Source organism: Vibrio galatheae (assembly GCF_000967545.1).
Classification (GTDB): domain Bacteria; phylum Pseudomonadota; class Gammaproteobacteria; order Enterobacterales; family Vibrionaceae; genus Vibrio; species Vibrio galatheae.
The window spans coordinates 68,674-84,520 of sequence record NZ_JXXV01000008.1; the positions used below are offsets into that span (position 1 = coordinate 68,674).

A 15,847-nucleotide genomic window follows, 5' to 3' on the forward strand; every position below is an offset into this window, starting at 1 on the left:
GCTCCTATAAACGTGAGACTATTCGGCTTTTTTATCTGCCTGTGGCGCAGTTTGAGTGGTAATACTTTCCACCGCGCCTTGCGAGTCATGAGTGTTTTGCACGGATTCAGACGCTACATTAACCACATCACTATTGGTGGCGTCGCCTGAATCACTTTTCTTCGCATAAGGGCGTTGCACATCTTGCGCCGCTTGCTTGAGTTGTTCAACTGAAGACTTCAGCTCTGGCGACAAATCTTCCATCCCCATTTGCTCAGCTTTACGCAAGTTTTCTTGCAGTTCTTGCACCTTTAACTCATGTGAGAGTTCATCTTTGACGCTATTCGCCATGTTTTTCGCCGCACCAATAAACTTTGACACACTGCGAATTGCATGAGGTAAACGCTCAGGCCCTAGAACCACCAACCCGACGACAGATATCAATACCAGTTCCCAAAAACCGATATCAAACACGATTTACGCCTGCTCTTTGTCTTTCTTAGTTTCAGCAGTCGCGTCTGTTTTCTGCTGCTCTACCGCTTTCTGTTCGAAGTCTGCGTCTTTTTTCTTGTCAGACTCATCTTCGCTCATCGCTTTTTTAAAGCCTTTTACCGCACCACCTAGGTCGCCACCGATGCCACGTAGCTTTTTAGTACCAAATAGTAGAACGACGATGACAGCAATAATCAGAAGTTGCCAAATACTAATACCACCCATTCTTTTTACCTCGGGTCTTATTAAACAAATTTAATTCAAGAGTTTAGCGTCTATTGACGATAAGCTCGCCAACTAAGCAGCCAAAATGTGACCCCACCTAGGGCGCTGGCCAGCGAAAGCTGCTCATATGTGCTGTTAACCAATATTGCCGAGCATACGACTAATGTGGCTCCAACACCAAATAAAAATTTACCAGTTGCCTGCTGCCTTTTGCTTGAGCGATAGCCTTGATAAAGCTGGTCCATTCTCTGATTCATCATCTTGCCTTGACGTAAGCTGTCATAAAGCAACTCAGGTAACTCAGGGAGTTTCTCGGCCCAAAACGGCGCACGATCTTTAACCGCATTAATCACCGCTTTAGGCCCAACTTGATTCATCATCCACTCTTCTAAGAAAGGCTTTGCGGTTTCCCACAGATCGAGTTGTGGATACAACTGGCGACCCAAACCTTCGACATAAAGCAGTGTTTTTTGCAGCAGCACTAACTGTGGTTGAACTTCCATATTGAAGCGACGTGCGGTGTTAAAGAGGTTCAACAACACATGGCCAAATGAAATTTCGCACAACGGTTTGGCAAAAATCGGTTCACACACGATGCGTATCGCGAATTCAAATTCATCAATATTGGTTTCACGTGGAACCCAACCTGATTCAACATGCAATTCCGCAACACGTCGATAATCACGGTTAAAGAAAGCGAGAAAGTTTTCGGCTAAATAGCGCTTATCTTCACTATTTAACGTACCAACAATACCGCAATCTAGCCCAATCCAACGTGGGTTTTCTGGGTGTTCAGGCTCGACAAAAACGTTACCAGGGTGCATATCTGCATGGAAGAAGCTGTCGCGGAAAACCTGAGTGAAGAAAACGCTCACACCGCGCTCTGCCAACAGCTTCATATTGGTGCCGTTGGCTTTCAAGCCTTCAATATCAGAAACTTGGATGCCATATATTCGCTCAGAAACCATGACAGTTTCATTACTGAAATCAGTAATAACTTCAGGAACGTAGAGTTCTTCACTGCCTTCAAAGTTACGTCTGAGCTGAATGGCGTTGGCCGCTTCACGGCGCAGGTCTAACTCATCAAGCAGCGTTTTTTCATACTCACGCACCACTTCAACTGGTTTTAAACGACGTGCTTCAGGCAGCGCTTTGGCGACTATACGCGCCATGCGATACATGAGTTTTAGATCTGCATCAATGACCGGACGAATATCTGGGCGAATAACCTTTAATACCACTTCTTGGTTAGTCGATTTCAGCGTCGCTGTATGCACCTGTGCAATCGAAGCCGAAGCCAGTGGCTTAATGGCAAAGTCATCGAACCAAGTTTCCAGTGGGCCACCGAGTGCCTTCTCGATTTGCTGCTTAGCTAAGTGACCATCAAATGGTGATACCTGATCTTGAAGGAGTGCCAATGGGTCGGCAATCTGCGGTGGGAAAAGGTCGCGGCGAGTCGACATCATCTGACCAAACTTAATCCATACCGGACCAAGTTCTTGCAGGGCGAGGCGCAACCTATCACCTAGTGGCTTATCTGGGTGTTGATTCTTAATCCAAAAGAGGCTTTTTCTCGCCAGCAGGGGCGCTTTGGTCAGTTGATGGGTTGGCAGTAATTCATCAAGCCCATATTCAAGCTGGACTCGAACGATATGATATAAGCGACGCAGCTCTGTTGGGGTCATGCACGCTCCAGCAATTGATTCAATTTAGCTTCAATACGTGATGCTTGGCTTTTCACCTCATCCACCTGGTCACAGAAATGCGCCACTTCTAATGGCGCAGGGGCGATCTGCCACTCTTCCGTTAACACTTGAGCCATATGGCTTTGATGCTTTTGAGCTTGAGATTTCAGAAACTGACCGACATTCGCAACGCCTTGAACCACGGTATGAGCGACAACATCGCCGGTAACTCGCGACAGCCACTCTTCGACATCAGGTTTACAGTCGGTCATAAGCTGAGAAAACTTCTGCGCTAACTGAATATCCCCTTCTAACACCAACTTGTCTTGCTTAATCAATTTGGTGATGTTCGATTGTTCACGTAACTCAGGCAAGATCGAAAGGTTGAGAGATAAGTAACAGTCAGGTTGGCCTTCATAATTGGCCAACACATCGATCTGCTGACTAAAGATGAAAGTCAGCGTTTTATCCAGCTCTTTAAAGTGAACTTGAATAACCTGGCCTTTAAGTCTGGCAAGACGACGACCCAATTCAGGGTCATCGTTAATCAGAGTGTTGAGTGTTGTTTCAATGACAGCGGTCACAAGAGGCTCAAAGGGCATATCAACCAACCTTAAAACTTGTAACCACGGTGCAGCGCAACTATGCCACCTGTGAGGTTGTAATAACTAGTCTGTTCAAAACCAGCTTGATCCATCATGCCTTTCAACGTTTCTTGGTCAGGGTGCATGCGAATCGACTCAGCAAGATAGCGGTAACTTTCGGCATCATTGGCAACCAACTCGCCCATCTTTGGCAAAAGGTGGAATGAGTAAGTATCGTAAATTTTTGATAGTGGCTCTAACACTGGCTTAGAAAATTCAAGCACCAACAAACGACCACCCGGCTTCAGAACACGGAACATCGAGCGCAGCGCTTTATCTTTATCGGTCACGTTACGTAAACAGAAGCTGATGGTGATAGCATCAAAATAGTCATCAGGGAACGGCAACTCTTCTGCGTTGGCTTGCACGTAATGCACATTGCCAACGATACCGTTATCACGCAGCTTGTCGCGACCGACATTAAGCATTGAGTTATTGATATCGGCGAGTACCACGTGACCTTTCTCACCGACAATGCGCGAGAATTTTGCCGTTAGGTCACCCGTACCACCACCAAGGTCAAGCACGCGCTGACCAGGACGAACACCACTGCAGTCGATAGTAAAACGCTTCCATAAGCGATGAATACCACCCGACATCAGGTCATTCATAATGTCGTATTTAGCCGCCACAGAGTGAAACACTTGAGCGACCTTAGCCACTTTCTCTTCTTTGGCTACGGTGGTGAAACCAAAATGCGTGGTTTCATTTGATTCTAAAGCTGTATTCGATTGCACGCTTGTATCCGTCATGATGATTCCTCTTCGAGCAGTGCTGTAATTCAACAGGCCTAGCACTGCGGGCGATTAGTTTACTTTATCCTCATCCGGATGTCTTTGGGCGAAAGAGTCATTTTTGTCTAGCAGCGGCTTTTCTGTGATTTGGTCATGTTGGGCAAGCTGTGCTAGATCGCTTGAAATTGGCTTTTTCACCTCTACACCGAGCTGTTTAAAGCTTTCGGCTTGGCGAATAACATTCCCTCGGCCTGTGGCGAGTTTATTCATCGCCCCTTGATAGCTTTGATTAGCGCGATCCAAGGCTCCACCTAAATTTTCCATATCATCAACAAACAAGCGTAGTTTGTCGTAAAGCTTGCTTGCTCGCTCAGCTATCAACTTAGCGTTTTGGTTCTGGCGATCATTGCGCCACAAGTTATCAATGGTACGTAGCGCCACCAGCAAGGTCGTCGGGCTGACTAAAATGATGTTCTGCTCCATCGCGTCTTTGACCAAACTTGGATCCGCTTGAATCGCCACTTGGAATGCGGGCTCAACCGGAATAAACATCAGCACATAGTCTAAGCTCTGAATCCCTTTGAGTTGATGGTAATCCTTCTGTGAAAGCCCTTTAATATGAGCACGAAGAGCAAGCAAGTGGTCACTTAGTGCCTTGTCACGCTGTGCGTCGGTTTCTGCATTAAAGTATCTTTCATACGCGACTAACGCCATCTTAGAGTCCACCACCACCTGCTTTTCTTGCGGTAAATGAACAATCACATCGGGTTGATAGCGCTTACCCGCCTCGTTCTGTAAGCTAACTTGGGTTTGATATTCATGCCCTTCACGCAAGCCTGATTCAGCTAAGACACGAGCAAGTACAACCTCGCCCCAATTGCCTTGCTGTTTGTTGTCGCCTTTTAACGCTTGGGTTAAGTTAAGCGCTTCCTTGGTCATCTGTTCATTGAGGCGCTGCAGGTTTTTAAGTTCATGCACTAAGGTGTGGCGCTCTTTTGCCTCTTGGTTAAAGCTGTCATTGACCTGCTTTTTAAACCCTTCTAACTGCTCTTTGAGCGGAGACAACAAAATGTCTAGGCTTTGGCGATTCTGCTGATCGACCTTAGCGGTTTTCGCCTCAAATAGCTGATTAGCCAACTGCTCAAATTGCTGCTTAAGACGCTCTTCCGCTTGCTCGAGTAACTGCAACTTTTCTTGATTAGCTTTGTTTTGTTGTTCGTGACGCGCTTCTTGCTCACGCAACTGCGCTTCTAGCTGAGACTTTTGTTCGCGCGCCTGATTAAGGTCTTGTGCATATTGCTGGCGCTCCTGTTTTACCGCATCGAAATAGCGTAACTTTTCTAACACCGCCATGAGCTTACCGTGAGACTGTTTTATCTCATACGCCGCTTTGTCGCGCTCACTATCCAGTTGATCTAATTCTTGTTGTGCGTCATTAAGCGCTTGTTGTAGCTGGTTAATTTGATTACTTGCCAACTGCTGGTTTGATTCTAACTGTTGTTCAAGGAGCTGATTGTCAAAACGCATTTTTTGTTTGACCCACCATCCAACAGCGACACCGCTTGTCACTGCCCCGGCCAAGGTGCTGATCAATATGCCTTGATGCTCAAGAATCCATTGCATAATAATGATTTAACTATTCAGAATAAGATACTTTCAATGGTATTTTAGCACTGGATAAATGTCCAGTTTGTCGGTGTAATATCGAACAGCTAGACTAGGCGCTTTATCCCTACGACAAACTCGTCACCAGTTGGCAAACGGGTTGGCATTATTAAAGGACGATCATGAACGAGCGCCGTGCTTTGGGCTTAGGTTTATCAGCGGTTTTACTCTGGTCAACAGTCGCCACAGCTTTCAAAATTACTCTCGCGGAGTTTTCTCCCATTCAAATGCTCACCGTGGCTAGTGTCGTCTCTGCTCTGGCCTTATTAGTCATCTGTGCTGCACAAGGCAAACTGAAAACTCTGCCGACGACTTTTATCTCTAACCCCGGCTATTACCTCCTGCTGGGTCTGATCAATCCGCTTGCGTACTACGTGATTTTATTTAAAGCCTATGAGCTGCTGCCTGCCTCCCAAGCGCAGGCAATCAATTACAGTTGGGCCATTACTCTTACGTTGATGGCGGCGGTTTTCTTAGGGCAGAAGATTCGTAAGCAAGATTGGGCGGCGTGCTCGTTCAGTTATTTAGGTGTGATTGTTATCGCCACGCAAGGTGATATTCTCGGCCTCAACTTTGAGAGCCCGCTTGGGGTAGGATTGGCGTTGTTTTCCACTTTATTGTGGGCAAGCTATTGGATCCTTAACACCAAAAACAAAGCCGATCCGGTTGTTGGTGTCTTACTTGGTTTTCTGGTCGCGATTCCGTTTGCCCTTGGCTTAACCATCTATGAGGGTGAGAGTTTTAGTCAGATTACATTACAAGGCTGGCTTGCAGTGAGCTATGTCGGCTTGTTTGAGATGGGTATCACCTTCGTGCTGTGGTTAAGCGCTCTGAAACTCACTCAGAACACGTCGCGCCTAAGCAATCTGATCTTTGCCTCTCCGTTTATTTCACTGATGCTACTGGCGACCATTATTGGCGAGCAGATTCATTCATCTACGCTTGTCGGCTTAGTGTTGATTATTACTGGGTTAGTGATCCAGCAGATCAAATTTGGCAAAAAAGATCTCACCAAACAGTCAGCATAACAAACTCGTAACATAAGCTGGCCTAGCTAAAACAGTTGATAGGCTAGCTCACTACCTTGACCACGTACCGCATCAATTTTTACCGCCAATTGCGGAGAAACATGCAATGCCACCGCCGCCTTGCTGCGCGCTAAATACGCCTGCTTTTCGCTCTCATCGAACATCATATCCCAGCGCTGGTGAGCATCTCGGGCTAAATACATTAAACACGCCAAGCGCTTTGACTCAACCGCTTTGCCGGGGTGATTCACATTGGCGATCGCATCCACCAGCTCTGTCGGGAATTTCCAACTTTCTGCTAACACTGCGCCTAGCTGTTGAGCATCGACACCCAGTACTTCGCGCTGAACCTGAGCCGGATTTTCGCCGCTCGCGACGCGCTGACTAATTAAAATGGCTTTTTCCGGTTCGAGCGTGTGGATCATTAACTCGCCGATGTTGTGCAATATACCGGTAGTAAAGGCTTCGTTGGGGTCTAGCTTAATATCTTTAGCGATTGTGCTGGCGATGGTGGCGATTTCAAATGTCGCTGCCCAATAATCTTTAATGTTGAGGGTTTCAATTTTGGGGAAACTTGAAGCGAGAATTGATGAAGAGATAAGATTGCGAATCGCACCAATCCCGATGCGCACAATTGCATCATTAATGTTGGCTACTCCTTTAACCCCACCAAATTGTGCCGAGTTAGCCATTCTTAGCACTCTGGCCAACAGTACCTGATCCATTGCCATTTTATGGGCTAGCTCGCCAAAATTGATTGAATCTCGGTTTACCATCTCAAGCAATTCTTGGAGAACACTTTCGATACGTGGTAGCTCGTTAATACGTGAGATCAGTGCTTGTTGACTCATAGAGTTTACTCCTTAGATGCCCTTCACTTTTTTATAAGATAAGTGTAGTACTAATGAATAAACTCTAATCACAATTCCTTGATGAAAATTACACCCACTGCCCGGCCACGAAACCAGAACTCCAACACCATTGGAAGTTATATCCACCTAACCAGCCAGTGACATCCATAACTTCGCCAATGAAATACAAGCCTTGCACTTGATTGCATTCCATGGTTTTTGAAGAGATGTGCTGAGTATCCACACCACCTAGTGTTACTTCCGCGGTGCGGTAACCCTCGGTGCCATTGGGTGCAATTTGCCAGTTCTCTAGTTGGCTCGTTATGGCGCTGAGCTGCTTGGAATTAAATTGTTTAAGTGGCTTGTCTTCGAAGATTTTACGCTCGATTAGCACCTCAACTAAACGCTTAGGTAGCACTTTCGCCAAGGTGTTTTTTAAACTCTGATTGGGGTGCTTCTCTAATGAACGTTGCAGTAATTCATCAACATCCACTTCAGGAACTAGGTTAATGGTAACCGCTTGACCCGCTTTCCAGAACGACGAAATTTGTAACACGGAAGGCCCCGACAAACCACGATGAGTAAACAGCAACGCCTCTTTAAATACTGTGCCGTCTTGGGCTGTTATTTCTGCGGGTATGGCGATGCCCGACAATTCGGCAAACGCCTCTTTGTCTTCCTTGTGGAGCGTAAATGGCACTAAGCCTGCACTGGTGGGTACCACGTTTAAATCAAATTGCTCTGCAATCTTGTAACCAAATGGCGTCGCACCGAGTTTAGGCATGGAAAGCCCTCCCGTTGCCACCACCAAGGAGTCACACTCAATCACATCGGTGTTTGAGTGCAGCACGAATCCTGTCGTGGTTTTTTCAATATGGTGGACGTCTTGCTGGTAGCGTTGCGTTACCGTTGGTAAGTCACACTCAGCCAGCAACATCTTGACGATGTCTTTGGAATTGTAGTCACCGACACAAAATAGCTGACCATGATCGCGCTCTTCAAACTCAATACCATGCTTGCTGACCATAGCGATAAAGTCCCAGTTGGTGTACTGAGAAAGCGCAGATTTAACGAAGTGAGGGTTTTGACATAAGAAATTGTTTGCCGACACGTCATAGTTAGTGAAATTACATCGACCACCACCGGCAATCAGGATTTTTCGCCCTGGTTTTTTGCCGTGCTCCAGCACCAAGACTTTACGACCACGCTTACCCGCCTGTGCGGCACACATGAGTCCAGCGGCACCTGCGCCAATAATGACGACATCAAACTTTTCTGTCATGAACAACTACTCAACCAAAACCAATAAAAAAGGATGTGCGTGGTGCACATCCTTAGCAATTTTCGCGGCTATTTTAACGACATTTATGCCGAATGCCAATTGAGCTAAAGAATCATCGCAGCCAGCAAGGTAACCGCGAGAAGCGAAGTCGATAGAATAAATAACTCTCTCACCCTGTCGCACTTTCCGGTAAAGACTTCATCATGGTGATGATGGTATTCCTTACTCTTGATGTAGTGAAATAGGCGCACTTGCTTAGTAACGTTGCCGTGAGTGGTAAAGAAACCGTTGCCGTCTACTTGCTGATAAAGCAACGGGTGGGCTTCACGCATGATGTAAATCAGAGAACGCAGCGCCGTCAGGTAGCGCGCCATATTTACTAGCGTCACCATCATTAGCGCAAATAGAATTGTGTCAGCGTTGATCATCTTTTCCTCCCTACATCTTCGCGCATGCCCGGAGAAAAAGACGATCTACTTAGAGTGTCTTATTGCTGAACATTATCCAGCTGGGGCATCCATGATCGAAGATGAACCTTCTTTTGCCAAAGCTGCTAAATCTTTGTCGATAAAGAACAGCGCTTTGCCGTCTTCGCCAACTAGATCTAACTTATCTAAGATCCCTTTAAATAACTTCTCTTCCTCGTGCTGCTCTGCAACGTACCACTGCAAGAAGTTGAAAGTAGAATAATCTTGTGATGTAAACGCGACATGGGCAAGTTTGTTGATTTTTTCAGTAATCATCTGCTCATGTTCAAATGTCTCGCGGAAGACATCGCCCAGACTATTAAATTCGTGCTTAGGTGCTTCAATGGCGCCTAAGATTGGCATTGCACCTGTCTCGCTCACGTATGTGAAAAGACGCTGCATGTGCTCCATCTCTTCTACGGCATGTTTGCGTAAAAATTCCGCGGCACCGTCGAAACCTTTGTCTTCACACCAAGCACTCATTTGTAAGTATAGATTGGATGAGAAAAATTCGAGATTAATTTGCTCATTCAATTGATCGACCATTGCTTGAGAAAGCATCTACTACTCCTACTAAGTCTATGAAGTTAAATTGACCATCTGCTTATCACCATAACACTTTGTATACCAAATGTGGATCTGAGATCACTTCAGCAAAATTTATTCATGCAAGGTGCTAATCTTTAATTAGAACCCATATCAGGAGATAGCACTATGAGTTATCAACATATTTTGGTGGCCATCGACCTTTCAGAAGACAGCAGATTACTGGTTGAGAAAGCGGTATCGTTGGCGAAACCACTGGATGCCTCTGTCTCTTTTGTCCACATTGATGTCAATTACGCCGAGCTTTACACAGGGCTGATCGATATCAATCTAGCCGAAACACAACATCAGGCGATTGAAGCGTCACAGAAACAGCTGCAAGATCTCGCTGACCATGCTGATTACCCGATTAAACATACGCTGGTTGGCAGTGGTGATTTAAGCAATGAGCTGTGTGACACGATTAACGAATTCAATATCGATCTAGTGGTGTGTGGTCATCATCAAGATTTTTGGAGCAAATTGCTCTCTTCAACGCGCCAATTGATCAACTGCTCACCCGTCGATATGTTGGTAGTACCACTCAAAGACTGATTGATCGCTAACTTTGGTATACACTGCCCCAATAGTTTTTGATAATGAGTCTTAATCATGGGGTATTTATCTGCGGTCACCTTGTTGTGGGCGTTCTCGTTTAGCCTGATCGGTGTTTATCTTGCTGGTCAGGTTGATTCTTGGTTCTCAGTCCTGATGCGTGTCGCATTGGCGAGCGTGGTTTTCCTGCCATTCCTTAAATTTAAAGGAGTCGATAAAGGGTTGATTGCCAAATTAATGGTGGTAGGTGGCTTCCAGCTCGGCTTGATGTACTGCTTCTACTACCAATCTTTCCTTCTGCTTTCGGTACCGGAAGTGCTTCTGTTCACCGTCTTTACACCTATCTATGTCACTCTGATCTACGATTTGCTTAAGCGTCGTTTTTCCCCTTGGTATTTGGTGACCGCTGTCATTGCGGTTGCAGGCGCTGCATTTATCAAATTTGCTGGCATCAATGATAACTTCATTGTCGGCTTCTTAGTGGTACAAGGGGCAAATATCTGTTTCGCGATCGGCCAGGTTGGCTACAAGTATCTTATGGAGAAATATCAGGTTGATTTGCCTCAGCACGCTATCTTTGGTTACTTCTACTTGGGTGCACTGTGCGTCGCAACGGTTGCTTTCGCCTTAATGGGTAACATAGACAAGATGCCAACAACCAACACTCAATGGGGCGTATTGATCTATCTTGGGCTTATTGCATCAGGCTTGGGCTATTTTGCTTGGAACAAAGGCGCAACTATGGTCAATGCTGGTGCGCTTGCCGTCATGAACAACGCCTTGGTACCAGCAGGCCTTATCGTCAACATTGTGATTTGGAACCGAGATGTCGATATTACTCAGTTAGCGATTGGTGGAGCGATTATTTTGCTCTCTTTGTGGGTAAACGAAACTTGGGTCAAGCGTAAGGTTGAACAGAGCTACCAGACATCAACAAGGTAGTGCCTTTCCAAACCATGCTTTCGGTTGGTGAAGGCATGGTTTTGGTAAGTATTGCTAGTGTAGGTTGCTAGTCAATTGCAGCTCTCCCCCCTCGGAACTTAGGTTAATTCGCTCAACCTTAGCTTCAAGTTTCTTCTGCTTTTGCATCAATTTGTTCTGTTTCTTCGCCAGTTTAATGAGCTTTTTCTGTTGCTTATAGTGCTTCTTAAGCGCTTTTTTCGCCTGCTTAAGTGATTTTTTATCTGCTAAATCAACGGCGTCTATCGTTATTTGCGGGACTTGGCTCAACATGAGTTCGCCTTTTTGCTGCTGTGCTCGTTGCTTGACTCTGTCTATCACACGTCGTACCGCTAGCGCTTTCTGTTGTTCAGCAATCGAAGTTGCTGCAGGCAGTGCTTCCGCGAGTAGTGCAGAGTTTTGTTGTAGCTCGGCAGGTTTATCTTGGCAAACTTGAGGAGGGATAGCAGCAGGCTTACATAATGAATTTTTCGAAGCGGATGAACGAGCACACGAACGACAGATGTATTTAGGCTCAACCACCAAACGATGAATCTCGCCCAAATTATCCGCAATCTGTTTACGGTTCATCTTACAAAAACGTTTAGCCACACGACCACTCCAGCTAAGAATACGAATAGTTCTTAGTAAGATATACCCGTTCAAAGACTAATTAGCAAGAATAAAACTGAGTCTAGTACAGCTACAATTTCTAAGTCATTGATGCATTAACATAAACATCAAAACGATTCTTTTTCGTCTCAATCGCCATCGTTGGCTTTTGCTCATCAAGCCAGCCAGCGTAATCTGGCCTTTTCACTACTACTCTTTTACCCGCAAGGGCTAAAGCAGGTTCCAACAGCCCATCGGCATCAAGATCTGCGCCGACCAAAGACTGAAATACACGCATCTCTTTCTTAACCAACGCGCTTTTTTTCTTATTCTCTGGATGTGGGTACATGGGATCGAGATACACTACATCGGGTTTAACAAATTCGGAATCTTGAGCAAGCTGATTAAGCGCATTGTGGCTAGAGGCGTGAATCAACGACATGCGCTCCGTAACCCAATCTCCAATCTCAGAGTCGCCTTTCGCTCTCTCCAAACCATCATCAAGTAATGCCGCCACAACCGGATGTCGTTCAACCATCTGCACCTTACACCCTAGAGACGCAAGGACAAACGCATCTCGCCCTAACCCTGCCGTACCATCCAAAATGGTTGGTGTCGCACCTTTGTTCAACCCTGCTGCTTTGGCAATCGCCTGACCTTTGCCACCACCAAACTTGCGTCTATGCGCCACCGCACCACCAGCCAGATCGACAAATATTGCGCCCAATTTGGGTTCATCTAGCTTGCGAAGTTCTAGGCGTTGCTCTGTCAGTACCAGAGCAAACACACTCTCATCGCAATGAGTTAACCCCCAACGCTGTGTCAGCTGTAGAAAGCGTTCCGTTTGGGTTTGGTCTTCACAAAGCAGTTGTAGTTGCACGCAGTGCTCCTAAAAGTGGTCGTAGTTTTGCGCCGCAGTGTACTGGATTTTGAGCCACTTCACTAAGCATTCTGTGCGAGGGAAAGTTCAGCCACTAACTCGGCCAGAGGTTTCGGCTTGCCGATGACATACCCCTGAGCATAGTCGACACCCAACTCCATCAATTGCTCAAGAATTTGCGCATTTTCAACAAACTCAGCGACCGTTTGTTTGCCCATCTGTTTGGCGAGATCATTAATTGAACGTACCATCAGATGGTCCATTTCATTGACATCAATATCGCGAACAAAAAGCCCATCAATCTTAACAATATCAACTGGGAGCTTTTTCAAATAGCCAAACGAGGAGAGACCCGAGCCAAAATCATCCAGTGCGATTCGGCAACCAAGGGATTTGAGTTGGCTGAAGAACTCTATCGATTGATTCATATTGCTCATCGCGGCAGTTTCGGTGATCTCAAGGCAGATTTTGTTGCATGGTACAGGGCTCTGTTCGAGTTTGTCTAATAGATAAGCGATGAACTCTTTGTTGCCCATCGAGTGACCAGACAAGTTGATTGCGCACAGGCCTAGTTGTGCCAAAGCCTGTGGGTGCTGTTCAAACCAAGTTAAGGTTTGATGTACCACCTGCTTATCAAGCAAGTGGGCAATGTTGTAACGCTCGGAGGCTGGCATAAAGATCCCCGGCGAGATGTATTCCCCAGCCGCGCTTTTAATTCGAATCAATATCTCAAAGTGCATGCCCTGCTCTTCACCCGTCAGATCAAGAATCTGCTGAGCGAAAAGTTCAATGCGTTGGTTGGCTAGTGCGTTGTGGACTAAATTGACGCTCTCCATCTCTTGCTCACGACGACGCAATTCTTTGTCGTCTAGACAATACATACTGTAGCGATTGCGCCCTTCTTCTTTCGCCACATGACAAGCTGTATCAGCTTGCGCATGAACCATTTGTGGCGAAGAAGCCGTGTGGTCAATCAGACGAATACCGATCGAGCAGTTTAAGTTGATGCTAATCTCTTCCCAGACAAATGCGTGTTCACTGAGCGTTTTGATGATGGTCGCCGCCAGTTTCTTGGCATCGAGTTCGGTGCAATCCTTGAGTAAAATAGCGAACTCGTCACCTCCCATGCGGGCGAGAATCGTATTGTATGGCAGAATTTCTTCCAACATGCTGGCTGAGAATTGAATTGCCGCATCCCCTGCCTCGTGCCCTGCAGTATCATTGAGAACTTTGAGCTGGTCGAGATCGATATAGAGCATGGCATGAGTTCGGGTATAACTCTCAACTTCACGAAGTGCTTTATCAAGCTGGGCTTCAAAGTAGTTACGGTTGTACGCTCCCGTTAGCAAATCATGCTCTGCCTGATACTGTAATTGTTCAGAGAGGGTTTTCGTCTCCGTCACATCCTCGCCGACGATAAGTAAGTGGCCTGACTCAGCTAACGGGCGAATATTTTCACGCACCCAAACGATGTGTCCGTCCGCATGTCGATATTCTATCTCACGCCGCCATACGCCTTTCATAGCCTGCTTCGGCTGCAGTAATACCTGTCTCGGTGCCAGTGACGTATCGTGAAAATAGAATTCACTTAATCTATGACCCAATACTTGGTCTGAGCGATAACCAAGCAACTGCTCGGCAAATTGGTTTACTTGCTGAATGCGATTGCGCTCATCAAGGGTCACCATCATCACCGGTTGTTGATCATAGTAATGGCTCAGATTGGCCTCACGTTGAAACAATCGCTCTTCGGTGAGTTTACGAGAAGTAATATCACGAGCTTCTAGCAAATACTGCTTCTCGCCGTTGAGCATTGGAATCAATCGTAGCGATAGCTCTAGGATCATCGCGCCCTGATCAGCATGCCAAATCTCTGCTTCAAACTGTGCCATTGCATCATTCTGCTGCGCAGAAAAGAACTGCTTGAGCTGCTCTGATGCTCTTTGCTCCCAATGACGATGCTGCCATATTGGACGTTCAATACTAAAGTTTTGATCATAAAGTAGGTCGTGCAGTTTACGGTTACTTGAAACAATATAACCCTCACCATCAAGCACACCGATGAAATGATAACTTTGGTCAAACACCATTTCGATTAAGGTTTGACTCTCTCTGGCCTGTTGCTCGCTGCGCTTGATACGCCTCAGATAGTAAATCAGCCCCAAGATAATAAATGACAGCAGTACCACTAACCCGCCGACAAGCTTAATCTCTTGTTGATAGCGGTCAGAAAAAGACTGGGGCTGATTGAAGACGACAGATGTGGCTTCCTCTTCAATGCCCAGTCCCCATTTCACAACCGCTTGATAGTCGAGCTGAATCTCCGGATTGCCAACTTCTACCTCTGGCAGTGGCGCTGTCGGGTTTTCCAACACGCGCAATAAGAGCTGTGCTGCCTGTTGACCTTGCTGATAACCGCTCTGAAGAACACCTCCCACGGCACCGTAGCCAAAACCGAGATCATGAACCATATAGATCGGCGCTTTAGAGATCGTATTTAAGCGCTCCCACTGATCCTTTTGACTACCGATCAAGCCATCTTTGTCGCGATAATACATGCCAAACAACAAGCTTGCCGTCGCATCAAGTTGCTCAACAAACTGAATAAGATCTTCAGACTTATCTGGCGTGTAGGCAATGACGCGGCCTTGATACTGGGGGTAACGTACAAGAAATTTTTTCACCAGTGAACGACCAGCTTCACCAGTCACAGAATGGTCAGTAATGACATAGATGGATTTCACATGTGGCTGAATACGCTCGATAAGTGAAATATTGCTGTATAAATCGAGATCTTCCGTTACTCCTGTTGCATTGAGAGCGCGATACATTGCAGGGTCATAGTCGTTGATACCACCAAAAATGATTGGCGTATTACCAAGTTCTGGGGCCAAGCGATTCATCAGGCTTAACGCATTGTTATCACTGACGACTACCGCCCTAAAACGCTCTTGCTCAAACTTCGTTTTGTACAAAGAATAGAGCTGATCAAAGTAAGCATCGCTTTGTGTCCGTTTGGTATCGAGATATACAACCCGAATGGTAGCAACATCAGCACTTTTAAGCTGCTTTTCGAGGCCATCTTGAAAGGAGTCTGTCCAAAACAAACCTTGATGGTATGAGTGCACAACTAGCACGTCTTTCTCGTCCGCAAGGGCAGAAAAACTGATGATAAAGGCTAGAAGGAGGAGACAAAAACGCACTAAAATAGTCTCTAAATCAAG

Annotated in this window: 16 protein-coding genes; 3 read left to right on the forward strand and 13 right to left on the reverse strand. The window is 46.1% G+C overall.

Annotation, left to right across the window (positions count from 1 at the left end; genetic code table 11):
* Positions 1 to 18: 18 nt before the first annotated feature.
* Genes tatB through rmuC form a run of 6 tightly spaced genes read right to left on the reverse strand, consistent with a single transcriptional unit; the run spans position 19 to position 5,382 of the window.
* Positions 19 to 453, reverse strand: coding sequence for a Sec-independent protein translocase protein TatB (gene tatB / locus TW81_RS04285; protein WP_045954495.1), 435 nt, complete (start codon positions 451 to 453; stop codon positions 19 to 21).
* A gap of 3 nt (positions 454 to 456) precedes the next feature.
* Positions 457 to 696, reverse strand: a complete 240-nt coding sequence (gene tatA / locus TW81_RS04290) for a Sec-independent protein translocase subunit TatA (protein WP_045954496.1) — start codon at positions 694 to 696, stop codon at positions 457 to 459.
* Between the two features lie 50 nt (positions 697 to 746).
* Entirely contained in the window at positions 747 to 2,381 is a 1,635-nt protein-coding gene (gene ubiB / locus TW81_RS04295; RefSeq protein WP_045954497.1) for a ubiquinone biosynthesis regulatory protein kinase UbiB, read from the reverse strand.
* Positions 2,378 to 2,983, reverse strand: a complete 606-nt coding sequence (locus tag TW81_RS04300) for a ubiquinone biosynthesis accessory factor UbiJ (protein ID WP_045954498.1) — start codon at positions 2,981 to 2,983, stop codon at positions 2,378 to 2,380. The genes ubiB and TW81_RS04300 overlap by 4 nt, the downstream gene beginning before the upstream one ends.
* Before the next feature lie 11 nt (positions 2,984 to 2,994).
* Positions 2,995 to 3,777 carry a bifunctional demethylmenaquinone methyltransferase/2-methoxy-6-polyprenyl-1,4-benzoquinol methylase UbiE gene (gene ubiE, locus TW81_RS04305; RefSeq protein ID WP_045954499.1) on the reverse strand — a complete coding sequence of 261 codons (783 nt, stop codon included), beginning with the start codon at positions 3,775 to 3,777 and terminating at the stop codon, positions 2,995 to 2,997.
* Positions 3,778 to 3,831: 54 nt separating this feature from the next.
* Positions 3,832 to 5,382, reverse strand: a complete 1,551-nt coding sequence (gene rmuC / locus TW81_RS04310) for a DNA recombination protein RmuC (protein WP_045954500.1) — start codon at positions 5,380 to 5,382, stop codon at positions 3,832 to 3,834.
* Between the two features lie 164 nt (positions 5,383 to 5,546).
* On the opposite strand from rmuC, the gene TW81_RS04315 reads away from it, so the two are divergent.
* On the forward strand, positions 5,547 to 6,452 hold the full coding sequence (locus tag TW81_RS04315; RefSeq protein WP_045954501.1) for a DMT family transporter: 906 nt from the start codon (positions 5,547 to 5,549) through the stop codon (positions 6,450 to 6,452).
* 26 nt (positions 6,453 to 6,478) lie between these two features.
* On the opposite strand, the gene TW81_RS04320 is transcribed toward TW81_RS04315, so the two are convergent.
* From TW81_RS04320 to ftnA, 4 genes are all read right to left on the reverse strand, one after another.
* Positions 6,479 to 7,303 carry an HDOD domain-containing protein gene (locus TW81_RS04320; RefSeq protein WP_045954502.1) on the reverse strand — a complete coding sequence of 275 codons (825 nt, stop codon included), beginning with the start codon at positions 7,301 to 7,303 and terminating at the stop codon, positions 6,479 to 6,481.
* A gap of 88 nt (positions 7,304 to 7,391) precedes the next feature.
* Entirely contained in the window at positions 7,392 to 8,585 is a 1,194-nt protein-coding gene (locus TW81_RS04325; RefSeq protein WP_045954503.1) for a BaiN/RdsA family NAD(P)/FAD-dependent oxidoreductase, read from the reverse strand.
* A gap of 104 nt (positions 8,586 to 8,689) precedes the next feature.
* Complete coding sequence (gene uspB, locus TW81_RS04330; RefSeq protein WP_045954504.1) at positions 8,690 to 9,013, reverse strand: universal stress protein UspB; 324 nt, start codon at positions 9,011 to 9,013, stop codon at positions 8,690 to 8,692.
* A 72-nt stretch (positions 9,014 to 9,085) separates the two neighbouring features.
* On the reverse strand, positions 9,086 to 9,613 hold the full coding sequence (gene ftnA / locus TW81_RS04335; protein WP_045954505.1) for a non-heme ferritin: 528 nt from the start codon (positions 9,611 to 9,613) through the stop codon (positions 9,086 to 9,088).
* Positions 9,614 to 9,766: 153 nt separating this feature from the next.
* Here ftnA and uspA point away from each other — a divergent pair, with 153 nt between their 5' ends.
* Both uspA and TW81_RS04345 read left to right on the forward strand, forming a co-directional pair.
* The gene (gene uspA / locus TW81_RS04340; protein ID WP_045954506.1) at positions 9,767 to 10,192 is read left to right on the forward strand and encodes a universal stress protein UspA; all 426 of its coding nucleotides are present in this window, start codon (positions 9,767 to 9,769) and stop codon (positions 10,190 to 10,192) included.
* 57 nt (positions 10,193 to 10,249) lie between these two features.
* A complete protein-coding gene (locus TW81_RS04345; RefSeq protein WP_045954507.1) occupies positions 10,250 to 11,134 on the forward strand; it encodes a carboxylate/amino acid/amine transporter in 885 nt (294 codons plus the stop codon).
* 54 nt (positions 11,135 to 11,188) lie between these two features.
* On the opposite strand, the gene TW81_RS04350 is transcribed toward TW81_RS04345, so the two are convergent.
* The 3 genes from TW81_RS04350 to TW81_RS04360 form a co-directional block, all read right to left on the reverse strand.
* Complete coding sequence (locus tag TW81_RS04350; RefSeq protein ID WP_045954508.1) at positions 11,189 to 11,743, reverse strand: hypothetical protein; 555 nt, start codon at positions 11,741 to 11,743, stop codon at positions 11,189 to 11,191.
* 100 nt (positions 11,744 to 11,843) lie between these two features.
* Positions 11,844 to 12,623 carry a class I SAM-dependent methyltransferase gene (locus TW81_RS04355; protein WP_045954509.1) on the reverse strand — a complete coding sequence of 260 codons (780 nt, stop codon included), beginning with the start codon at positions 12,621 to 12,623 and terminating at the stop codon, positions 11,844 to 11,846.
* A 62-nt stretch (positions 12,624 to 12,685) separates the two neighbouring features.
* Positions 12,686 to 15,826, reverse strand: a complete 3,141-nt coding sequence (locus TW81_RS04360) for an ABC transporter substrate binding protein (RefSeq protein WP_045954510.1) — start codon at positions 15,824 to 15,826, stop codon at positions 12,686 to 12,688.
* Between the last annotated feature and the right edge of the window lie 21 nt (positions 15,827 to 15,847).